Here is a 24,464-nt window from a genome sequence, read left to right on the forward strand (position 1 = left end):
CACATCATTTTTGCAAGTTCTGTAAACCCTAAAACAGACGACAGGATATTATTAAAATCATGAGCAATACCACCTGCCAATGTTCCAATCGCCTCCATCTTCTGCGACTGCTGAAGTTGCCGTTCCATGTATCTTCGCTCAGTAATATCCCGGGTGACCCCAATTATCCCGTAGGCCTTTCCTGCTTCATCCCGTAAAAAGCTTGCCGTAATTTCCGTCCAGATCTTTGATCCGTCTTTTTTGATCTGCTCCAACTGGATTACCCTGGACCGTTTAGGGTCCATGCCCGGCTCCGACTCTTTGTTCAATTCTTCGGCAATGACCATGAACATCTTGTTCAAAGAATCTTCAGTCATATAATCCTTGAACTGAAGCCACTGAATCTGTTCAGGAGTATATCCCAAAATAATTTCTACAGAAGGGCTAACATATAAAATACGCATATCAGATAACCGCAAGGTCCAGATATTGTCACTGGCATTTTCCGTAAGCAATCGATACCGTTGTTCACTTTCACGCAATGCAACCTCGGAGCGTTTGCGCTGAATAATTTTCCACATGCCATCCATTAACAGGTTCAATTGCCGGATATCCGATTTATCATAATTTTCAACTTTATTACCCACCCCGGCAACGGCAACGATCTTTCCGCCATCAAACACAGGCACATGCATATACCGTATAATGCTTACATGACCGTCCGCAAGTTCTTTGCCTTTACCTGACCCATGGTTTTGAACCTCATTTATAATGACGGCTTTTCTTTGCCTGACAACTTCTTTACATCCTTTTTTTTGTTCCTCATAATATGGGCTTTCTTTGTCCTTTATACGACATTCCTCCAACACACCCTTTGACCAGGTATACAGGGCAATTCCGGCTTCATTATCATTTAAGAATACCAAGTATCCGATACTGCTAAATGTCAACTCAATCGCTTCTGCCAGGGCAAAGCCCGTCAACTCTTCCAATGAAGAATCTGCCATCTGATTCAATTCCCTGAGTTTTTCAAAGCGCAAGGTATCCAGACGATGGGCTTTTTCCGCTATAGAGCGTTTTTTGTCAATCTTCACAGCCTGGGAACTGCCATAAAAAGATAAAATCAATACTATGATCAATATCCCTGTAAAAATCTTAAATAACCGTTGGGTGATAAATCGTATTTCAGAATCTATCCCATCCACATACACGGAGGTTCCTATAACCCACCCCCACGGCTCAAACAGCTTTACATAAGAAATTTTCGGAACTATCTTTGACGAATCATCTTTCCATTGCCATGTATACTCCACATAACCGGAACCTTTTTGTTCGGCAGTCCTTACAAATTCAGCAACAAAATATCTACCGTTGGAATCAACAAAATCCTTACAATTTTTTCCTTCAATATCATGCAGAAAAGGATGCATGAGTACCCTGTGCTGCATATCAATTATCCAGAAATAATCTTGATCTTCAGGGCCGTAACGCAAATTTCGAATACGTTTTTTCGCCCTGCGTTGGGCATCTTGAAGGGTCAGCTCACCTGATATAACCCTCTGTTCATACTCTAACAACAAGCTATAGGTCAAACTTACACTGCTGTCATTCAGTTCACGGAGCATTTCCTTTTCCTGATCCATCATATGTTTTTTCAATGAAGGAACAAAGATAAAAAAAATACTCACGGCAAACAAAATAAATGTAAGACACAATGGAATAATAATTCTAAATGACCCTGCAATCGATTTTTCAGCGGTTATATCAAGAACAGTGTTTTGGGTCATTACATTTTATCTCCCACAGTAAGTTGAATATGATATCACCCCTTATTAAATATCCGTCACTACCAAAATTTTTATTTTATAACACCCTATCTTAAATTTTTAAATACCCGGGTATAATACTTTCAATGTTTATTTGTGTGAAACATGTGGTCAAGAAATAATACTATATGATTAAACAGTATCAATTTGATTAAAAATCCCTAAAATCATCATCGTCAAAAGGAATTACCTGATCCGGTCTGATCTCATCTCTTTTATATGCCAGTTTTTTATTTTGACTTGCCGGGTTTGGATGGGAAGTATAAATAGTTGTTTTTCTTTTGGAAACGCTGTGTGCCCCCTGTTCTTTTCCACCGTTTGTCATCATAACAAGATCTGCGACATATTCCTTAAGCTGCTCTGCCTGAGCACTCATCTCTTCGGATGCGGATGCGGATTCTTCCGCATTGGCTGCATTCTGCTGAACAATCTTGTCCATTTCGGCAATGGCGGTATTCACCTGTTCAATACCTTTGGCCTGTTCATCTGATGCCCCTGAAATCTCAGCAACCAGATCCCCCACCTTGCCGGCACTTTCAGCGACCTTGGAAAAATTTTCATTTGTAGTTGATACAAGCTTTGACCCTTCATTTATCTTTTTAACCGTGCCATCAATAAGTTCGGCTGTATTTTTTGCAGCATCTGCAGCTCTCATGGCAAGATTTCTGACTTCATCTGCAACAACTGCGAATCCTGCGCCTGCTTCTCCTGCACGGGCCGCTTCAACTGCTGCATTTAACGCAAGCAAATTGGTTTGGAACGCTATTTCATCTATGGTTTTTATAATTTTAGAAGTCTCTTCACTTGCCTTTGAAATATCTTCCATAGACAGGGTAAGCTGTTCCATGGAACGATTGGCATCCTTCACAACCTGATTGGACTTCTTCATAAGGTTATCTGCAAAACTTGAATTTTCAGCATTTTTCTTTGTCATAGAAGACATTTCCTCCATTGATGAAGATGTCTCTTCAATGGAAGCAGCCTGTTGGGAAGCACCTTCTGCAAGGGACTGGCTTGAAGATGAAACCTGTGTTGAAGCTGAAGAAACCTGATCCGCCCCTTCCTGCAACCCGTTAATAACAATATTTAATGGTTTGGTGATACCACGAGTGATAAAAATAGCCAACCCCAATCCAATGATGACAGCACATACTAAAATGACAGCAAGCAGAATCCTGACATTGGAGACAAGCCCTGTAGTTTTCATTCCCATGTCATAGGCAGTTTTGTCCGCCTCCAATGCTGTTTTCGTTGTAAGCTTGATAATTGCCCTTGCATTCTTATCCAAGCTGGACAAAAGCTCTGCCTGTTTTTGCTTGTTTTGAATCCAACTGCCCAACAGCTTATATGCTTTTTCCTCAACCGAAAGCACAGTTCCGATTCTTTGAATATTTAACGGATCTGCAGAAATTTTAATCACATCCTTAGTAATGGCAAGCAATTTGTCCATACTTGCCTTGATCGCCAGGGCATGTTCACCCTGCTGGTAAAGAGAATACAAAAATTGGCTTTTCAGAACATCATCAAATGTATTCATACCCTCATTGGCAGTTTTTATCTTTAAAACTCTTGTCATCACATCTTCAACATCCTTGTTTGCAAGAGATTTTTCAATTTTCATATGCTGATCTTGAATATAATCAGTCCATTGTTTATCAGTAATGGATGCACACGGTTTCAGCTGGTTTTCAATTTCTTTGTTTTCCAGGGCCAGAAATGAGTATTCGTCACTGCTTTTGGAGTACTCCCCCAGCATATTTTTAATTTCATCAACTGCCTTTAATATTTCCTTATGATCCAAAGCCGTAGCCAAGGGCACAAGTTTATCAAGGCCTTTTTTTATTTCTTCACTGTAAGAGAACCATTCTTGTCTGCTTTTTTCATCCTGTTTTAAACCAAATTCATATGACATAACAAGTGTATTCCAGGTTGCCCGCTCAGTCTCAATCACAGCAGATGCTTCAGGAATCTCCTGTGTTGCCAAAAGGTTAACAACCTTACCGATTTTACTGATATTATAGACACCTGTAACACCAAGAATAACTGATAAAAGAATGCCTACAAAAAAACCACTCACAATCTTTGTTCCTACCCTCATGTTTTTAAACATTTTTCACTCCTTGATTAAATTTTCAAAATGCTAACAAATTCGCTCAGTTCACATCAATACAATTATAGATTAAACTGTTTTACCAAGCCCTTGGATTTCCTGTGGATTGAGAACTTTATCAATATCAAGCAAAATCTTGACCCCGCCTTCCATTTTAGCCATGCCCAGAATATATTCCGTGTTCAGACGAGTGCCGAATGCCGGGGTTTCTTCAATCTCCTGCTCCTTAATATTCAACACTTCCGATACGGCATCAACAACAATACCAATAAGGATGGTCCCGGATTCCGAATCAACTTCCACCACAATAATACAGGTACGTTCCGAATAATCAATTGATTCCATGCTGAACTTAACCCTGAGATCAATAACAGGGATAACCTTGCCTCTCAGATTGACAACACCTTTTACAAATTCCGGGGTTTTTGGAACCGATGTGATGGGCATCATCCCAATGATCTCCTTAACTTTGAGAATCCCGATCCCATACTCTTCCTTTTGCAGAATAAATGTAAGGTATTTACCAGTTTGAATTGTTGTGGTTTTAATTGCCTGGTCCATTTTTTTCAACAACGTTGTCATTTTTAATGTTCTCCTTTTCCATTGTTAACATCACAAATTAATGAACTGAGCCTTGTATCCATAATCGTATTTCAAAATTAGCATTTAAAAAATTTTGGGGTTACACATAACACAAACGGATGAAATATATGCAAATACCGTACCAAGCAATATTTGGTTTTATAAACAACTGTTATGTCAAAACAATATAAAAAAAGAGCAATCAGATCGAATAAGATTAAAAGGGTGTTTCGTTTTATAACATATTTGATGGGTTGCCCGCCAAAACCCTTGATAGACATAATATCAAGTAACTTGTTACACCATAACCCTAAGTTACAAAATGTTACACTCTTTTGTTTCGCAAATGTGAAACAAAGCCAAGAAACAAGTAATATTAAATTTTATTTGGAAATATTTTTTAAATACCGGCCTAACCGCTGCCGTGATATCCCTAATAACCTGGCAGCCATGGTTTTATTATTGCCGGTTCGTTTCATGGATTCCAAAAAAAGAAGGCGGGTTGCCTGATCCAGAGTAGGAATTGATTTGAACCCGAAAAGCCCTGTGTCATGCTTAACAAAAGACTGTTCAGTTGCAATGCCGTCAACGGATGAATTTTTCTTGATATAGACTTCAAAACGTTCAAGAGACATGATCTTTGATTTATGACCTGCAACGGCATCATAGATAATGGATTTGATTTCCCTTACGTTGCCGGGAAAATGATAATTGGATAACAGGGTAATCAACTCTAACGGCCACGAAGGTATTTTTTTATCAAATTCCAAAGCTGCCTTTTCAACAAAATAGTCAACCAGCAGGGGCAAGTCATCCAAACGTTCACGAAGAGGAGGAATGTCAAGGTGATGAGAACAAATCCTGTAATACAGATCCTTACGAAATCCGCCTGATTCCTGCAATGCCGAAAGGTCACGATTCGTGGCAACAATAATTTTCACGTCTGCTATTTTAGGCAAATCAGCTCCCAGGGGGAAATATTCCCGCTCTTGCAAAAGCCTTAAAAGTTTTACCTGGGAATCAGGACTCAGATCACCGATCTCATCCAGAAACAGAGTGCCCCCAAAGGCGTTCTCAACCATTCCTTTTCGAGCCTTGTCAGCACCGGTAAAGGCACCGTTTACATGCCCGAACAATGTATCTGAAAAAGCATTGTCATCAATTCCTGCGGCATTTATTGTAATAAGAGCGCCATTGCGACAACTGAGTTTGTGAATAGCCCTTGCCATGAGTTCTTTACCAACTCCGGTTTCCCCGGTAATCATTACGGGTTGGGGACTTTTGGCGATGGACTCGGCATATTGAAACAGACCCAGCATAGACCTGTTTTGTGTTTTAATATCTGAAAATTCATCGGGATTCTTAAGTTCTCCTGAAAGGATGTGTTCTTTGAGCAACCGGTTCTCATCTTGCAGCCCTCTAATTTCAATAGCACGCTTTACGCCTGATATCAGGCGATTTTTTTCAATGGGCTTGAGCATATAATCAAAGGTGCCTGTTTTCATACACTGGACAGCCATGTCAACTTTGTTGTTGCCCGTAATAATAATGACTGGTATATCAGGGAAATCATCGGATATCATAGATAAAAGCTCATAACCGGAAATATTGGGCATGATCAAATCCAGCAGGATCACTTCAATTTTATTTTCCAGCAGGATTGGAATAACATCCCTGCTGTCACGGCACAACACAAGATTATTTATACCGGCAGACCCTAATGTCATTTTATATCCCCTGAGGATATCAGGCTCGTCATCCACCAGCAAAATTGGATTGAGAGGAAAAAGAGATGCCTTCATTATTCAACCTCCATAACCTTTTCTATTGTTTTTTTTAACTCTATAATGGTAAACGGTTTGGCCAATATCTTATCAAATCCCATTTTTACGATTTCATCCACTATAAAAGATTCAGGAAATCCGGTAATAATAATCACTTTGATATCCGAAAGTTCAGATTTCTCTTTGAGCAAACGGCAAACATCCAGCCCATCCATATCCGGCATTTGAATATCAAGAATAAAAAGATCCGGCAACTCCTGGCCTATTTTTAAAAACGCCTCTTTCCCGTTAACAGCCTCCCGGAGAGAATAACGTTCAGTTTCCCCAAGAGCTTTATGGAGATATTCTCTGAAAAAAGGATCATCATCCGCCACAAGGATTTTAACAGGATATTCAAACTTTCTTGTGGGTATAAAAATCTTGAAAACCGATCCCTTACCAAGATCACTTTCCACCTCTATTTTTCCGCCAAAAGATTTGACAATGTTTGATGATACAGCCAGGCCAAGGCCTGTCCCTCCTTCACTTCGCTTTGTGGTAAAAAAAGGATCCATGATACGATCAAGCATCTCTTGAGGAATCCCCACGCCTTCATCCCGTACTTCAACCTCAATCATTGCTTTTTTTTCATCAAAAAATGAGGTTATAAAAATTGCTTTTTTCTTATCTGAAACGGCCTGGCAGGCATTCTGGATAAGGTTTATCATAACTTGTTCAAGCTTTTGCTGATCCCCCATGACCATTGGCAGGTTTTGACTGTATTCAATTTTGAAATGTTCCGTGTGTTTTTTAATAAGATTTTCAGTCAGCCGAATGGAATTTTCAATAACCTGATTGATATTTACAAGCTGGTCCATATGGGTATCATCCTGCCGGGAAAAATCTTTCAGGTCCTGAACAATCCGCTGAATTCTTACCGCACCCTCTTTTATTGCGGCAAACAACAAGGGAATTTCGTCCCTCATCTCGCTATACAAGACGCCGGCAAGACTGAAATCACCATTTTGATGATAATATTTTTCCACAACCGGAACAATATCTTCCCATGCTTCCCACAAGATAGGGGTATTCAACATGATAAGATGATTTGGATTGTTGATTTCATGTGCTACACCTGACACCAGAACCCCCAGTGAAATCATCTTATCAGCCTGGATCAATTCTTTTTCTATTCGCTTTACCCTTGTAATGTCACTTATCCTGAGAATAGCCGTCCTTATGCTATCCCCTTTCTTCCTGACAGGATATACACAAACTCTTTCAAGCTTTTCAGGGTTCATCAGGCCTTTTCTTTCAAAACTCTTCTGCCTGCCCTTTGAAATTGCCTTGGCCAGTTTGCAACCTTCACACAGACTTTGGCGCATCTTGAATACCTGGTAACATTTTCGGCCCAGACAAGTCTCATTGTTTTTTTTAAAATAATTTTCCGCCGCAGCATTCATCATCATCAGATTCATTTTTTCATCAACCATCATCAAGGGGTCTGAAATTCCGTCAACAATCATCAGGAGCAATTCGTGGCTTTCTCTTAGCTGTTCTTCCGCCCTTTTCTGGGAAGTTGTATCAATATACATGGAACGGCCTCCGATTATATTTCCTTGTACATCATATTCAGGAACGGCTTGAATCAAAGTATTGATGATCTGTCCGTCAGAACCAATCAGTTCCCTTTCTGAAGCGGTGAAATTGTTTTCCATAGACCGCCTGAAGCTCTCTTCCTTGATTAATTTTTTTTGTGATTCTTGAGTGTAAAACTCAGATATGGATTTTCCGATCACCTCGGAGCGGCTGTATCCCAATGTAGTCAAAAATTGTTTATTGCAGTCCGTAATAATTGTCGACTCTTTTTGGTTTTTAATTATCGCATACATCACCGGCGCACCCTCAAACAGGTTTCGATAGCGTATTTCACCTTTTTTAAGCGCTTCACGAATTTTATTTTTTTCTGTAATATCCCGTATAAAACAAATAAACATCCCTTTTTTCATATCTGAGTACTGGGTGTTTATCTCAACATCAATGAGTGTTCCATCTTTGCATCTGTGTTTTGTTTCAAAGCGGTCCTGACCGGTTTTAATGATTTTTTTACACTGCTGAACTCTTTGTTCCAATGTTTGAACAACGTCAATATCTGAAATACTCAACTTCAGGAGTTCATCTCGCTCATACCCCAGCATTTTGCAATACGAATCGTTTACATCAAACAATTGCCCCTGTTTGTAAACAAGACAGAACCCGTCAATAGCCAGCTTGAGAATTGTCTGGTATTGTTCTTCAACCTGAACCTGCTCTGTGATGTCCTGAATTGTTCCAAAAACATTAATTGGATTGCCTGCCGAATCAACCGTAACTTCAGACCGTTCATGGACTGTCCTGATAATGCCATCCGGCCGGACAATGCGATATTTTATAGTTTTGGACCTTGGCTCTGTTAAAGCCTTTTTAACGGAATATTGAAACATCTCAAGATCTTCAGGATGGACATATTTCATATAGCCTTCATAGGTTGAACAAAAGCATTCAGGAACTATACCCAAAATCCTATAAAACTCTTTGGAGCATGATATCCTGTCTTCTGTCATATCCCAATTCCAGTTTCCGATATGGGCAATTTGCTGGGCTTTTATAAGATTGGCCTCACTTTCACGCAATAATCCTTCGGCCTTCTTGATCCGGGTCAGATCATGAACTAAAATTGCAACAGAATTTATTTGATCCCCACTGTAAACAGGAAAATATTGAATATCCATAAAATTTTTTTTGCCGCCCGGCAAATCAAACCAACCTGAAAAATTAATCGTTTCACCCGCTAACGCCTTGTCAAAATTAGGCTTAACAATGGTTTTAAACATCTGATTGCCCAGTATTTCGCTGATGTGTTTTCCGGCAATCTGGTCGGCACTCTTGTTAAATGCCTCATGATACCCTTTGCTCACCGTTTCAAAACGACAGTCCCTGTTGACGATGGCACACCTGGAATCAGACAGGTTATCAATTGCGAATTTAAAGAGACGCAAGGTGGAATTTTCCTTTTCCAGTTCCTGAATGCGCTTTTCCAATACTTCATAATCGAGTTTTTCAGTCATTATCTGGAAACTCCTGTTTGCGATATTTTAAATTCCTATATCATACCAATTCAATTATTTGCAAAAACAATTTAATTCAGGATGTCAGGGCTTGAATCTGCTTGATAATAAACATTTCTAAAACCCAAACTATAACTTTCATGTTTTGTTGCGAGCAACCAAACAGAAATACCAGATCCGGATGTGTCAGTTCTTCAAACAATATGTTTATTTTTCAAAAAGAATATAGCATAACCACACAAGCTATTAGAATAAAACCATTGACAAACATAAGGAATTAAAATGAAACGATGCGAATGGGTAACAAGTGATCCTGTGTATATCAAATACCATGATGAGGAATGGGGAGTGCCGGTACATGATGATAAAAAGCTCTTTGAATTTATTATCCTTGAAAGTTCGCAGGCAGGTCTTTCCTGGCTGACTATACTCAAAAAAAGACAGGGATACAGAAAAGCATTTGCCGATTTTGATGTTGAAAAAGTGGCCCGGTTCACTCCTGAAAAAATCAAATTTCTTCTTTCGGACCCGGGTATTATCCGAAACAGACTCAAAGTCAATGCGGCTGTGACAAATGCCCGGGCATTTATTAAAATCCAGGAAGAATTCGGATCTTTTGACACATATTCCTGGAGGTTTGTTGACAATAAACCCAAAACAAACCATTTTAAAACGCCTGATCAAGTGCCGGCAAACACAAAGCAATCCGACGCATTCTCAAAGGATCTTAAACAGCGGGGATTTAAATTTGTCGGCTCAACCATCATCTATGCCCATATGCAGGCCGTCGGCATGGTCAATGATCATCTTGTCTCCTGCTTCAGGCATAAAGAGGTCATGACATAAAGACAATGGGCTTTTAATTTAAATAAAATCGTGTAAGATTATTTCAGGTATGGGGTCAGGGGTATTTTTAAAAACAACATTCAAATAAAAGGAGGAGCAATAGCATGATTCTTGTTACGGCAAATCAAATGAGGGATATGGACAAACAGACCATAGAATCTTTTGGTATTCCCGGACGCGTTTTAATGGAAAACGCGGGAAAGGGCGCATTTGATTTCCTGCTCAAAAAATTTAAAAATCTTACGGCAAAAAAAATTGCCGTTATGGCCGGTCGAGGCAATAACGGTGGTGATGGTTTTGTCATGGCACGATATTTAATGGAAAAAAAAATTGACGTGACCATCTTTTTATTATCGTCAAAAGAAAAGCTAACCGGGGATGCAAAAGCCAATATGGATCTTGCTCAAAAATTATGCAACCTCTCCCAAAACTGTTCCATTGTTGAAATTCCTGATGCAGAGGCGTTTGAAGCACAACGGGTCAAAATTCTCCATCATGATGTTTTCATTGATGCCATTTTGGGAACCGGCCTGAATTCAGATGTCAGGGGATTTTTCAAGGATGCCATTGAAGTGATTAATGCTTCCTCAAAACCTATTTTTTCAGTGGATATCCCATCGGGCCTTCATTCGGATACAGGACAGCCCCTTGGTGCATCGGTAAAGGCAGATGCCACAGCCACCTTTGCTTTGGCCAAGCCGGGCCACGTTCTGTATCCGGGAAATGTTTACACCGGCGATCTTAAGGTCATTGATATCGGTATTCCAAATTTTATTGCCCAAGAGCAGTCCATTCAGCTCTCATTGATTGAAAAAAAAGAGGTTGCCGCCTGCTTTACTCCACGAAAGTTCCAAAGTCATAAAGGCAGCTTCGGCCATCTGCTGGTCATTGCAGGTTCTGTTGGAAAAACAGGGGCTGCCGCCCTTTGCGCCAATGCCGCCATGCGGTGCGGAACCGGCCTGGTCACCCTTGGGGTTGCCCAAAGCCTCAATCAGAACATTGAACCGCTGGTCGCAGAACCCATGACCCATCCGTTACCTGAACAGGACAAAGGATTTTTATCTGATCATTGTTTTGATGAAATTCAAACACTTTTAAAAGGAAAACAGGCACTTGCCATTGGCCCTGGTATCGGCACCCGGGCCGGTACGAAACAACTTGTCAAAAAGCTTATTCAAACAAGTCAAGTTCCCCTTATTATTGATGCGGATGCCATCAATTGCATTGCAGACGACTCAAACATCTTAAAGCAAAAAAAAGTACCAGCCATTTTGACCCCCCACCCGGGTGAAATGGCAAGGCTGTGCAAGGCAAGCCCTTCTGATATCCAGGCAGACAGGATCGGTACTGCTTCACGATTTGCCAGTGAATTTAATACTATTTTGATCTTAAAAGGAGCCCAGACCATTGTCAGCTTCCCGGACGGCAGATCCTGTATTTGTCCCACCGGCAATCCAGGCATGGCCTCCGGCGGAATGGGCGATGTGCTGACCGGTATGATCGCAGGTTTTTGCGCCCAGGGATTTTCCCCTGAAAACGCAAGCCTTGCAGGCGTTTACATCCATGGCCTGTGTGCTGACACTCTTTGCCGCGACATGGGCGGATTTGGTTTTATTGCCACAGATATAATCCAAACCATTCCAAAAACCATTCATCAATACGTCTTGGGAAAGGGGACACATTTAAAATCAATCCCCGCCAAAATATGAAAATACTGACATCAAAAAGTTCAAAACAAACGCATAACTTGGGCATGGCCCTGGGGCAAAACATTTCCCAGGGAATATCAATCGCCCTTATCGGTGATCTGGGCGCAGGCAAGACAACCTTTGTCCAGGGGCTTGCCCGAGGACTTTGCGTATCTGAAAAATACTATATAACAAGTCCCACCTACACCATCATCAATGAGTATCCAGCAGGTTTGTTTACCCTCTGTCACCTGGATCTTTACCGGCTTGGATCTGCAGATGAACTCGAATATATAGGATTTGACGACCTTGTTGACGACACCCATATTATGGTTGTTGAATGGCCCCAGATTTTAAAGGATGCTTTGTTTAGCTTTGATCTTGAAATAAATTTTAAATTTGATGAACACTATAATAGAATTATATCCTTTTTTGCCTCTGGACAACCAGGATCAAATTTGTTAGATAAATTAGTTTTATAATTTATATTAGTTACCAATATCGGAGTTGTTATGGCTTTAAGAGTACAAAAATACGGTGGAACCTCAGTTGCAAACATTGAACGAATCAATAATGTTGCAGACAGGGTCCAGAAAGCATACGATCAAGGCGACAAGGTTGTTGTTGTTCTCTCTGCCATGTCAGGTGTGACCGACAGTCTTATTTCCCTTGCGAAACAAGCTTCAAAAACGCCTGACAAAAGGGAACTTGACGTACTTCTTGCCACTGGCGAACAGACAACAGCGGCCCTTCTTGCCATGATCCTCAAGTCAAGGGGATACAAGGCAAAATCTTTCTTAGGGTTTCAGGCAGGAATTCAAACAGATAAAACCTCGGGCAAGGCAAGAATACAGGAAATTGACGGCAAAAGCATCCGGCAATACCTTGAAAAAGGATATATTGCCGTTGTTGCAGGATTTCAAGGTGCAGATGAAAACGGCGACATCACAACCCTTGGCAGGGGCGGCTCCGACACATCAGCAGTTGCCATTGCATCATCCCTGAAAGCCGATGTATGTGAAATATTTACAGATGTGGACGGTGTCTATACAACAGACCCGAGAATCTGCAGCAATGCCAGAAAAATCAACAGAATATCCTATGAAGAAATGCTTGAGATGGCCATACTGGGTGCCAAGGTTCTTCAGATCCGTTCGGTTGAATTTGCAAAAAAATATAATGTGCCCGTGCATGTCAGGTCATCATTTAACGAGGAGGAAGGAACTATGGTCGTCAACGAGAGTGCTGATATGGAAAGCGCTGTTGTATCAGGTATTACCTGTGATATGAATGAGGCAAGAATAACATTGAGAAAGGTTCCGGATCAACCGGGTGTTTCCGCAAAAATATTCATGCCGCTTGCAGAAGCGGAAATAGGCGTGGACATGATCATCCAGAACACCCGTTCCGGTGGTGAGACAGACTTGACCTTTACGGTTACCAAAGATGACTTTGAACGGGCCAAAGAGATTTCACAAAAAGTGGGCAAGGAAGTTGGGGCTACTGAGATTCTCACGGCTGAAGAAGATATTGCCAAGGTTTCGGTTATCGGACTGGGAATGAAAAGTCATTCAGGTGTTGCAGCCACTATGTTCCAGGCCCTGGCATCTGAAAATATAAACATACGGTTAATCAGCACTTCCGAAATCAGAATATCCTGCATCATCCTGGCAAAGTATGCCGAGCTTGCGGTAAGAACGCTTCACTCAGCATTTGGACTTGACCAGGAAAAATAAACCAGGAAAAATAAACCAGGAAAAATAAACCAGGAAAAATAAATTGGATTTTGAGTGCCGTACTGCTCAAGCTTATCCAATAACGACAGGTTCAGGTCAAGACAGATTCAGGGCTGCTTCAATTTCTTTAATGACGTTTTGGGCAGCCCTGACAGGATCCTTGGAATCCCTTATGGGCCGGCCAATGACAATCAGGTCGCTGCCAAGGGCAACAGCCTGACCAGGTGTGGTTACCCTTTTTTGATCATCATTTTCAAGCAGAGACCATGCAGGCCTGATCCCAGGTGTTACTGTCAGAAATTTTTTTCCAAAAACAGTCTTTATCTGTTGAACTTCTTTTCCAGAGCAGACCACACCTTTACACCCGGCCGCATATGCCATCTTTGCCCTGTGCATGACCAGAAGATCGGTGTCTTTTACAAACTCATCCTTAAACCCGGCAGCCTCAACCGTATCTGCATCATTATCCGTTAAAAGAGTAACGCCCAGAACATTGGTTTTCCCGTTTCCTCCTGCAACTGCCCGTTCAAGCATTGCCATGGATGATGAACAATGCACTGTCACAAGATCCACACCCAGGTTTGCCACCCGCCCCATGGCTCTTTGAACCGTGGCGGAAATATCATGAAGCTTGAGATCAAGAAATATTTTTGCATCACTTTGTTGTTTAACCATTTGAATAATGGAAGGCCCCTGATCAATAAACAGCTCAAGCCCGATTTTAAACATTCCCACATTTCCATCAAGAAGCTTCACATACTCTTTTGCTTGCTTTAAGGAAGAAAAATCCAACGGAAAAACAATATAATCCTTACCTTGTTTTTGCATCACTTCACCTTTCTTTTTTTGCAGTCGTTCCGGTTTTTAAAATTATTCGGATTTTTACAAATGTTCCGGTTTTTGCAGTCGATTCGTTTTGCAGTCGATTCAAAAAGTCTCTCTGAAAAACAAATGTCCTCAAACTTTATCCAGATCTTCAAGATCAATGGTCAATTTGTATTCTGAAGAATCAGGATCTCTTTCAACGCGGAACCCCAGTTTCTGACCAAGCCTGAGCATACCAGTATTGGTTGTAATAACCGGTCCCCAGACCTGTTCAAGCCCAAAGCGCTTGGCACATACCAAGGCATGCCAAAGCAATTTTTTTCCCAGACCCTTTCCATGCAATGCATCGGCCAGAACAATGGAAAACTCCCCTTTTTTCTGTTGAGGCACAAATATGATACGGGATACGCCCACTATTTTTCGCTTCTGACTTGACCCTGAAAATGCGATCAGGGCAATTTCCCTGTCATAATCAATCTGGGTCAATTTAATGAGCATGGGTTTGGATATCTTTTTAATGGGGGAAAAAAATCTCAAATAAACGGTTTCAGGAGACAGATCAAAAAACAGGTCAAACATCAGCTGACCATCGCTTGGCCTTACCGGCCTGACAAAAATATTTTCATCATCCCCGATACTGAATGTTGTTTCCTGCCAATAGGGATAAGGACTGATAATAAGGTGAGCCGGAGATTTCAAGTTTGTCTTATCCAATATCACATGACCATCCACAGCTCTGATCTGCCCATTTTTCACCAGCACAGGATTGATATCCAGTGCTTTTATCTCTGGAAAATCCGTCACCAGGCGGCTCAGACGAATCAATAGTTCTTCAAGCAATGCCACGTCCAGTTTTTCAATATTCTTACACCCTTGAAACACTTTTGAAATACGTGTCTCTGCTATGGCTGTTACGGCAAGCTGACGGTTCAGGGGAGGCAATGACATGGAAAAATCCTTGAACACATCCGTCATGATACCGCCCACGCCAAACCGAATAACAGGACCAAATATTTTATGACGGATTGTTTTTATGTTCAGTTCATAATCCGAGTCCTGTTCAACCCTGGTATCACCCACGGGAATCCCATAAGATGCAACCAGATCTCTTGCCAGATGCTTTGGAAGCCTCCCGCCTTTTATGATGCCCTGCTCAATTATTTGATTTGCCCTGGACCGGTTTATTTCAAGCCGTTTGTCCGTCCGATAAGGAATTTCCTGAAGAATTTCTATATTTTTCCCATATTTGTACAGATTTATAAATGCCCGTACGGCACGTTCAGGCGTTTCATAAGTCACCATACCTGCCTGCTTGAAAATCTGTCTGGAACGATCAATATCCAGTCCGCCCATCCAGGAAGTAAATACAGGACAGGGACTTGTTTTCAAAATCATTGCCAATTCTCTTGCAAGGGGTTCGGAGTCATAGGCACCCACAGGAGAACTCAACAGCAGTAAACCGTCAATTTCAGGGGCATTCATGCATATTTTTACAGTCTCAATATACTGGTTGTCTGACGAAGCTCTTGACAGATCAATGGGATTGGTCCGGCTCCACTTTTCCTTTAACACCTTTTCAAGAGCGATAACCGTCTGCCTTGAAAGCTGTGCCGGTTTAAGTCCATGTTCGACCAGGGCATCTTGTGCCATCACACCAATCCCGCTGCCATTGGAAACAATTCCCAGCCTCGCCCCTCTGGGACGTCGTTGCTTTGCAAGAAACTGAGCGCAATCAAAAAGTTCTTCAAATTCTTTTACCCTAAGAATGCCTGCCCGCTTGAATGCCGCATCATAGATATCATTTTCACATGTCGGCGAATAGGGATCCGAACGATCTGATTTCAATGCAATAATTGGTTTTACACGGGACACAGCTCTTGCAGCGCTCATAAAATTGCGCATATCCACAAGACTTTCCACATACATGACAATACTTTCCACCTCATATATTGACCCGAGAAAATCAATCATATCCGCAAAACAAACATCCAGCATGGACCCGAGATTCACAAAATGAGAAAACCCGACATTCTCACGCATGGCCATATCCAAGACTGCGGAACAGACCGCGCCACTCTGGGATAAAAATGCAACCTTTCCGGGAAGCGGTATCCTGTGCATCAAATTTGCGTTCATTCCCAAAGCCGTATTTACGATCCCTACACTGTCAGGACCGATGATCCTCAGTTCTGTTTTTTGAGAAATATTTTTAATCTGAGCTTCAATTTTTCCTCTCAACACGCCGGGAATCTCATCACCGGCGGAAATAATGACGGCTCCCCCCATATTCTGTTGGCTGCAGGTTTTGAGAATATCCGGCACCTTGGCAAGGGGGACGGCAATAACCGCCAGATCGATATCGTTTGGAAGCTCTTTTGTATCAGGAAAGGTTTTAAGTCCAAAAATACTATTATACTTTGGATTAACAGGGAAAATATTCCCTTTAAATCCGCCTGCCAACATATTTTTTATAATGGAAGCACCCACACTGCCTTTTTTTGTACTGGCACCAATAACAGCAACTGATCCTGGATTTATCACCCGATTCAAATTAAGTGTACTCATTATTTATATTTCCTATTCTTCCATCAAAGAGATCTTTTCTTGCTGAATTTCTTTTGACTCAAAAATACTTTTTATATCCTCAAGAATCATGTAAAGACACGGCACCATGATAAGAGTAATGAAAGTGGCAAATAAAATACCAAACCCCAGGGAAATAGCCATGGGAATTAAAAATCTTGCCTGCCTCGATGTTTCCATAATAATAGGGGCCAGTCCCCCGCAAGTGGTCAATGTAGTCAGCAAAATAGGCCTGAACCTCTGTATCCCGGCTGATTGAACTGCATACAAGACGGGCACTCCTTGAAGATACCGCCGGTTTGCAAAATCAATCAACACCAGCGAATCATTCACCACCACACCGGACATGGCCACCAGTCCGAACAGGCTCATGACGGAAAGAGAGTAACCCATTATAATGTGACCCGCAATTGCACCGATTATACCGAAAGGAATACAGAACATAATGATAAAAGGTTGAAGATAGCTTTTAAACGGGATGGCTAAAAGAGCGAAAATACAGAGCAGTGCAATGCCAAGGCCCTTTAAAAGAGCTGTTATGCTTTCCCTGATATCTGCCTGGCGTCCTTTAAAACTATAGGACAGCCCGGGATATTTACTTAAAAGATCAGGCAGGATTTCTTTTTTCATGTCCCTTAAAACATTTTCTGCCTGGGAAGGGGGTCTTACATTGGCTGTGACAGAAATTTCCCGCCTTCCATTCGTCCTTTTTATGGTTGTATAGGCCCTGCCTGTAATGGTTTCCACGGCATTTCGAAGCAGAACCTCTCCTTGAGGTGCCTGAAGAACCAATTCTTCAAAAGTAGATTCCAACATTCTTTCTTCTTCAGGCAGCCATACCCTTACGGTGACCTCATTTCTGCCCCGCTGGTTTTTCAAGGCAGTCACTCCCTGAAATGCATGACGGATCTGGTTGGCCACTTCCCTGGAGGTCAGCCCCATCCTTTTTCCGGCAGAGGTCAGTGTAATATCAAATTGTTTTTTGCCTTTGGCTGATCCGTCATCAATATCATGGACAATGGGATACCCGGAAAGATTTTCAGCCAGATACTCCCCTGCCCTGTCCAGCATATTTTTATTCCTGTGACTTAAGCTCACAGTCAAATTTTTTCCTGACCCAGGTCCTCCTCTGTCAGACTCAAAGGTAATGTTTTCAAGTCCGGGAATCGTACCTGTTTTGTTTCGCCAGATATTGGTTACTTGTGACGTATTTAAGGGTCGCTCTTCGGGATCAGTCAAATAAATTCTTACCCGGACACGGTTGTCTCTGACCTGGGAAAAAATTCCAGTGGAAAGGCCTTGTTTTCCGTTTTCTTCAACCACCTCACGGGCCTTTTGAACAAGATGCTGTTCAACATTTTTTAAGGTTTGGACAGGCGTGCCATAGGGCAAAAACGCTTCACAAAACGCATAATCAGATTCCACTTTGGGGAACATAACCATGCCCATCCTGCCGGAAGAGACAAAGCCCGCATTTGTCATGAGCAGGGCAATGCCAAAGGCAATAACCGTATACCGATGATCCAACAGCAAAAAAAAAAATCCGCCATAATATTTTTTGACAAATGTTTCAAAAAACATGCTGAACCGTTCCTGCCATTTTTCAAGATAATTTAAGGGGAAAAACAAGGGCCGACGGCGGTTGTGACCCAAATGGGCAGGCAAGATATAAAGGCTTTCAATAAGAGAAACACCAAACACCGCAATCACCACAAAAGGGATGGTTTTAAACGCTTTTCCCATAAAACCCGGGATAAACATCAAAGGCACAAAGGCAACCATATTGGTTATCACACTAAACACCACGGGCATGGCAACGGCTTTGGTTCCCTTGACTGCAGCATCCAGCACAGGCATTCCCTGCCGCCTGCAAAAATAAATATTTTCTCCCACGACCACGGCATCGTCCACAACAATGCCCAGGGTAACAATAAAGGCGAACATACTGACCATATTAATGGAAAACACGGTCGGAGCAAGAAAAAGAAACGAACCCAGAAAGGAAATGGGAATCCCGAGGCTGACCCAGAAGGCAAGCCGGATTTCAAGAAAAAGAGCCAGAAAAAAAAATACCAGTCCAAGCCCGATATAGGCATTGCTAAGCAACAGATCCGCTCTCTGGGCAAAAATTTTGGAAAGATCCCTTAAAACGGTCAGTGCCACTCCGTCGGGCAATGAGTCGTTAATGCGCTCAACCACTGCTTTCCCGGCTGTTGCAACCTGAGTTGGAGTCTGGTCTCCCACCCGGTAAACCTCTATGATAACAGCCCGCTTTCCGTTAAAGGATGCCCAGTTATCAGACGCCTCAAACCCCTCGGTAACCGTTGCGATATCTTCAAGCAAAACCCTTGAGCCGTCTTCCAGGGTAATGACGGGAAGCTGTGCATACTGACGGGCCGTGTCTTTTCTATCCCTGATCCGCAACAGGATATCTCCTCCCAGGGTCTTGATGCTGCCGCCGCCCAGCTCCACAGAAGCTCTTGACAAGGTAAGTGCCACATCCTGAAGAGTAATGCCGTAGCGCCTCAGGGTCTGTGCTGAAACAGCCACCTGGATTTCCCGGTCCCTTACCCCGTCAAGCTCCACCTGGGTTATGCCTTCATCCATGAGCAGCTCATCTCGAATCTGATCTGCCAGGGCCCGCATTGTAGTTTCCGTTGCATCCCCGTACAGGGCAAGCCTGAGGACTTCTCTTTTTCTGGCTGCAATTGACACCTGGGGTTCTTCAGCCTCATCCGGCATGGTTTCAATGCGGTCAACCTCGCTTTTGATCTCCTGCCACAACCGGTTGATATCGGTTCCTTCCATTGCCTCCACACTAATGGAAGCAATGCCTTCACTGGCCGTGGCCGTAATTTCGTCAATTCCTTCCAGATCCTGGATAGCCTCTTCAATGGCGAGCAAAATTCCGTTTTCCACCTCTTCCGGACTGGCACCTGGATAAGCAACTGAAATATTAACCAGGTCAAGGCTGAATTCCGGAAACACCTCCTGCTTGATATTAAATCCCATGTAAAGTCCGCCAACAAGCAAAACAGCCATGATCAGGTTGGCCGCAACACTATTGCCCGCCATCCAGGCAATAGGGCCTTTTGTTATCTGTTGATCCGTCTCATGGCTCATGAGCGGTCTCCTGATGACTGTTGCAGGGCCATCCCTTTTACCGGAGCCGGCAAATCCGATGTAATCACGGCATCCCCGGCCCTGATACCGGATCTTACAAAAACCCTCCCGTCTTCCTTCCAGGCAAGAGTGACATCATTGATCTCAAGAATACCTGAATTAAGAACCCACACAGTATTGTTATCCCTCAATACTGATCTGGGCATGGAAAAAACATTTTCAAACGATTCGCCCATAATCCGCACATTCACATGATCATCCAGCAATAATTGAGGTATATTTTCCCTGCGGCTTAATCCTAAGGGATCGGATACTAGAATAATCACGCCTGCCATACGGCTTTTGCCGGTCATCTTTCCGGTAGTTCGCACCACTCTTCCCTGCCAGGTTTGGTTTGAATATTGGGACTGAATAACGGCCCTGCTGCCGGTTTTCTCACCGATCATGATGGAAGCCAGCCGGTCAGGCGGAACCAATGCTTCCACCAGGTAGGCATCAACATCCACAAGTGTTGCCAGGACTCCTTGTATTGTCACAAGAGACCCTAAATTGACCTGTTTTTCAAGAATAAGTGCATTAAACGGAACAATGACCTTTGTTCGGGACAGATTCAATTGTGCTTTTTCAAGATCAGCTCCGGCACTGTCCACTGCGGCCTTTGCTTTGACAAGCTGGGGCTTTCGCAAGGCAAGATCCGTGGCTTTTAACTCACTTTGTGAAGCCTGGTTGATTAATTTGAGTTCCTCTTTTGCAATCATCTGGCTGCCTTTTTCAATGGCAAGATCTGATAACGCCTTATCAAAGGCACTCCTGGCTTTTAAAACTTCTATTCGATAATCTGAATCATCCAGAGTTAAAAGCGTCTCTCCTTTTTTTATCAACCCGCCTTGAACAAACTTTTTGGAGATGGCAACCACTTCTCCTGCGACTTTGGACTTTAATATGATCTTTCTGTCCGGCATGACCGTCCCCATAACCATAACCGAACTTTGATAATCGCCCGGTTCCATGGAAATGGTCTCCACCACAGCGGCCTGTTTTTCAGGTGGTTTTCTTTTCATTTTCGGTTCCTGGGCCTTAAAATAATTCCAACCTGAAACGCCTGCCAGAATCAGACAAAGTGGCAGAACGATTTTTATCATCAGTCTGACTGCGCGCCCCCTTTTTTTTAAACCACTCATCTTAAGCTTACTCCATAACATTTTGATATCGTCAAACCGATTTAAGTTATTAACTCAAATTTAAAACTTAAGCCATAATCAGATATGTCCTTGATTTATGTTGTTCCAGGAATCGGATTCCAGCCAAGTGCCCTGTAAAGACCGATCCTTTCTTTGATAAGTGCTGCTCGCTCACCCACCAATTTTCTTTCCAGCTGCTCAATATGAGTCCAGGCAGTAAGATAAGCCAGATAACTGCTCTGGCCATTTTGATATTGCACCCCGGCATCTTTCAAGGTCAACCTTGCCACGGCCAGCTCTTCTTCAAGCAATCGGATATAAGCCGCTTGTTTGTCGATGCTGACCAGGCTGTCTTCAACCTCGACAATGGCTTTGGCAACTGTCCTGGCATAAAGGGTCAATTGTTCGTCTGCAACAGCTTTGAGTCTTTTTATTTCCGCTTTTCTAAGCCCCCCGTCCAAAATCGGCCCGGCAATGCTGCCGGCAAGGGTGGCAACCCAGTTGTTAAACAAAAGATCCAGCTTTCCACTTGAAAACAGGGCCTGGGCTGTCAAATCAAATGAAGGCAAACGATCTGCCCTGGCAGCCGTAATTTCCCATTGGCCTGACGACAAGCGCATTCCAGCCGCCTGTATATCCGGCCGATTTTCTAAAAGATCGGACGGAATTCCGACCTTGGGCAGGGGCAATGGATCAGGAAGAATTTTGGTGGTCATTTCAACAGGCTTAAGATCTGTTTTCCCGGATAAAAAGGCCAGGTTGTTCAACAACAACTTTTCCTGCTTTTCAAGCAAAGGCAACTGGGAATTTGCCTCTGCCAGAACTTCGCGCTGCTGAGACACATCCAAAGCATTTGCCTTTCCATTCACAAATCTTAATGTTTGAAGTTCCAGCAGGGTGTTGTTTATTTTGATCTGATTGCCCAATATGCTCTTCTTATGCCGGGCCGCAATGATATCAATCCAGTTTTCTGCAATTTGTGCCGTCAATTCAAGGGTGGAAAACTTTAAATCCTGTTCGGCAGCCTTAAGGCTTAAAATTTCAACCTGTTTCCCGGCATTTGCCTGCCCCCATACATCAAGATTATAAGCCCCTCTCAATGATCCGTCCCATGAATGGCTGCCATCATAGTCAGACGGGCTGCTGTATGTATTTTTAACCCGGGTTTCTTTTTTCTGCCCTCCAAATGAAAACCCAAGTTCAGGAAAAAAAGATGCTTCTTCTTTTTCAAGGTTAGCTTTTGCCTGAATTACCTTTGTTTTTAAAATTTTCAAATCAAAATTGTGATCCACTGCATGATTGATCAATGAAGTGAGTTCATCACTTTCAAATAAAAACCACCAGGTTACAATGGAATCATTGTCGCCTGCATCAACAGAAAAACGATCAGGAATTTTCAGGGAAAGAAGAGTTCCAGGTTCCGGTTTAAGGGTCTTACAACCGGAAAAGATCACCACACTTGCCAGCATAACAAAAAAAACAGACTTCATTGTTCATTTTTCCCTCTTGTATCAAGCCCTTAAAATAATTTAAATTCACTGATAAGGCAATACTGATCTTATAAAGATACAATAGTTTTTTAAATATAGTTGAAACCTTTAGATAATTAATGATATCTAAACAATATTTTATATAACTGCCACGGGCAGACTTGGCCGTTTATCCATGTTTGCCCACAACAAAGATTGAAAGTCTCTGTATGATTTTTTAAAGACTTTCTTATAAGAAAAAACTGGAAACTATAATTTTCAAATGAATTATCAGAAAATCGAACATATTTCAGCAGGTCAATTTAAAGTCGGCAAAGAACAATCAAGCATATACAAGGCTTATCTTGGAACCTGCCTGGGCGTTGCCCTGTATGACGCGTCAACACAGGTTGGAGGAATGATCCATATCCTGCTGCCCGAACCCACCGGAATCGCAAGTGCGGTATTTTCAGAAAAATATGCGTCGACCGGTGTTCCCCTGCTCATAAACCATTTGATAAAACTGGGTGCAAAACCTGAAAATTTAGAGGCCACAATTGCCGGAGGTGCGCTTATAGGGCCAGTCACCCAGCAGGATATAAACCTTGATATTGGCGGAAGATCCATGGATATTGCCGTATCAATACTTAGAAGTTACAAAATCAAAACCATAAAATCAGAAACCGGCGGATTTTTTACCTGCACTCTTGAATTGAATATGGCCACGGGCAAAACCTTTATAAATCCTGCTCTGGAAGACACTTTTAAGTCACAAAACCGTTTTACAGCACCGTCAATGGACGAGATCTTAAACACCATTGATCAATTAAAGCCGATTCCCCAGATAGCATTAAAAATATTCAGGATGTTCCAGTTCTCCCGACACCATATTACGGATATTACCGAAGAGCTTTCCAAGGATCAGGTTCTTTCAGGACAAACCTTAAAGCTATGCAATTCAGCACTTTTTGCCGGGACTGTAAAAATTGATACACTCAAAGAGGCCGTGCTTTTATTAGGCGAAACCATGCTGATCAAATCCGTGATCACCGCTGCGGTTGATATGTATTACAACCAAATAGGGACATCCGGCTATTCTCTTTGCAAAGGCGGGCTTTTTTTCCATGCAGTGGGAGTGGCATCCTTTGCTGAAAAAATTGCAGAAAAATCAGGCCGTCCCCTTTTAAAAGAGGCTTATACGGCAGGACTTCTTCACGATATCGGCAAAGTCATTCTGGATCAATTTGTCTCCATCAGATCACCTCTTTTTTTCAGAAGCCTGTATCAAAAAAATGAAAATTTTATAAATGCTGAAAAAAAACTATTGGGGATTACCCATGGTGAGGCAGGCGCTCTTCTGGCCAGAAAATGGAACTTTTCAGATGGATTATCTGAAGTCATTCAATTGCATCACACCCCGGAAAAAGCAAAAAAAAACAAAGATCTTGTTTATATCATCTATCTTTCAGACCTTCTCATGGAAAAATTTCATGTAGGATTTGACCTTGAAAAAATGCAGACTCAAAGCCTTGAAAATGCCCTTGACCAACTGGGATTTAAAATGGCGGATCTGCCTGAACTGGTTGATGCCATTCCCATCAATACATTCAGCAATGACGATGATATATTAAGCACATAAAGGTAAA

General features: G+C 42.3%; 15 protein-coding genes. 5 read left to right on the forward strand and 10 right to left on the reverse strand.

Annotation, left to right across the window (positions count from 1 at the left end):
- From BLT94_RS07200 to BLT94_RS07225, 5 genes are all read right to left on the reverse strand, one after another.
- Window positions 1-1,766, reverse strand: a 1,766-nt coding sequence (locus BLT94_RS07200; RefSeq protein ID WP_245743015.1) for a cache domain-containing protein, incomplete at its 3' end; no start/stop codon positions are given.
- Window positions 1,767-1,956: 190 nt separating this feature from the next.
- Entirely contained in the window at window positions 1,957-3,915 is a 1,959-nt protein-coding gene (locus BLT94_RS07205; RefSeq protein ID WP_092232174.1) for a methyl-accepting chemotaxis protein, read from the reverse strand.
- A 69-nt stretch (window positions 3,916-3,984) separates the two neighbouring features.
- Window positions 3,985-4,497: a chemotaxis protein CheW gene (locus BLT94_RS07210; protein ID WP_092232177.1), complete on the reverse strand. Its 513-nt coding sequence runs from the start codon at window positions 4,495-4,497 to the stop codon at window positions 3,985-3,987.
- A 383-nt stretch (window positions 4,498-4,880) separates the two neighbouring features.
- A complete protein-coding gene (locus BLT94_RS07220; protein WP_092232184.1) occupies window positions 4,881-6,299 on the reverse strand; it encodes a sigma-54-dependent transcriptional regulator in 1,419 nt (472 codons plus the stop codon).
- Window positions 6,299-9,367, reverse strand: a complete 3,069-nt coding sequence (locus BLT94_RS07225) for a PAS domain S-box protein (RefSeq protein WP_092232187.1) — start codon at window positions 9,365-9,367, stop codon at window positions 6,299-6,301. Before BLT94_RS07225 ends, BLT94_RS07220 begins: the two co-directional genes overlap by 1 nt.
- A 282-nt stretch (window positions 9,368-9,649) precedes the next feature.
- Between BLT94_RS07225 and BLT94_RS07230 the strand changes: the two genes are divergently transcribed.
- From BLT94_RS07230 to BLT94_RS07245, 4 genes are all read left to right on the forward strand, one after another.
- Entirely contained in the window at window positions 9,650-10,213 is a 564-nt protein-coding gene (locus BLT94_RS07230; protein WP_092232189.1) for a DNA-3-methyladenine glycosylase I, read from the forward strand.
- A gap of 104 nt (window positions 10,214-10,317) precedes the next feature.
- Window positions 10,318-11,922 carry an NAD(P)H-hydrate dehydratase gene (locus tag BLT94_RS07235; protein ID WP_092232192.1) on the forward strand — a complete coding sequence of 535 codons (1,605 nt, stop codon included), beginning with the start codon at window positions 10,318-10,320 and terminating at the stop codon, window positions 11,920-11,922.
- Entirely contained in the window at window positions 11,919-12,383 is a 465-nt protein-coding gene (gene tsaE / locus BLT94_RS07240; RefSeq protein ID WP_092232195.1) for a tRNA (adenosine(37)-N6)-threonylcarbamoyltransferase complex ATPase subunit type 1 TsaE, read from the forward strand. Before BLT94_RS07235 ends, tsaE begins: the two co-directional genes overlap by 4 nt.
- A 30-nt stretch (window positions 12,384-12,413) precedes the next feature.
- Complete coding sequence (locus tag BLT94_RS07245) at window positions 12,414-13,637, forward strand: aspartate kinase (protein ID WP_092232198.1); 1,224 nt, start codon at window positions 12,414-12,416, stop codon at window positions 13,635-13,637.
- A 96-nt stretch (window positions 13,638-13,733) separates the two neighbouring features.
- Here the strand turns inward: BLT94_RS07245 and pyrF are convergent, their stop codons facing one another.
- From pyrF to BLT94_RS07270, 5 genes are all read right to left on the reverse strand, one after another.
- Window positions 13,734-14,465 (reverse strand): orotidine-5'-phosphate decarboxylase, encoded by a 732-nt coding sequence (pyrF, locus tag BLT94_RS07250; protein WP_092232201.1) that lies wholly within the window; start codon window positions 14,463-14,465, stop codon window positions 13,734-13,736.
- A gap of 129 nt (window positions 14,466-14,594) precedes the next feature.
- The gene (locus BLT94_RS07255) at window positions 14,595-17,027 is read right to left on the reverse strand and encodes a bifunctional acetate--CoA ligase family protein/GNAT family N-acetyltransferase (protein WP_092232204.1); all 2,433 of its coding nucleotides are present in this window, start codon (window positions 17,025-17,027) and stop codon (window positions 14,595-14,597) included.
- A gap of 12 nt (window positions 17,028-17,039) precedes the next feature.
- Window positions 17,040-20,168: an efflux RND transporter permease subunit gene (locus BLT94_RS07260; RefSeq protein WP_092232207.1), complete on the reverse strand. Its 3,129-nt coding sequence runs from the start codon at window positions 20,166-20,168 to the stop codon at window positions 17,040-17,042.
- Window positions 20,165-21,349 carry an efflux RND transporter periplasmic adaptor subunit gene (locus tag BLT94_RS07265; protein WP_092232210.1) on the reverse strand — a complete coding sequence of 395 codons (1,185 nt, stop codon included), beginning with the start codon at window positions 21,347-21,349 and terminating at the stop codon, window positions 20,165-20,167. The genes BLT94_RS07260 and BLT94_RS07265 overlap by 4 nt, the downstream gene beginning before the upstream one ends.
- A gap of 95 nt (window positions 21,350-21,444) precedes the next feature.
- Window positions 21,445-22,839, reverse strand: coding sequence for an efflux transporter outer membrane subunit (locus tag BLT94_RS07270; protein ID WP_092232213.1), 1,395 nt, complete (start codon window positions 22,837-22,839; stop codon window positions 21,445-21,447).
- A 262-nt stretch (window positions 22,840-23,101) separates the two neighbouring features.
- On the opposite strand from BLT94_RS07270, the gene BLT94_RS07275 reads away from it, so the two are divergent.
- Window positions 23,102-24,457, forward strand: coding sequence for an HDOD domain-containing protein (locus BLT94_RS07275; RefSeq protein WP_092232216.1), 1,356 nt, complete (start codon window positions 23,102-23,104; stop codon window positions 24,455-24,457).
- The last annotated feature ends 7 nt before the right edge of the window (window positions 24,458-24,464 follow it).

It is taken from the genome of Desulfobacula phenolica (assembly GCF_900105645.1).
In the GTDB taxonomy this organism is placed as follows: Bacteria; Desulfobacterota; Desulfobacteria; order Desulfobacterales; family Desulfobacteraceae; genus Desulfobacula; species Desulfobacula toluolica.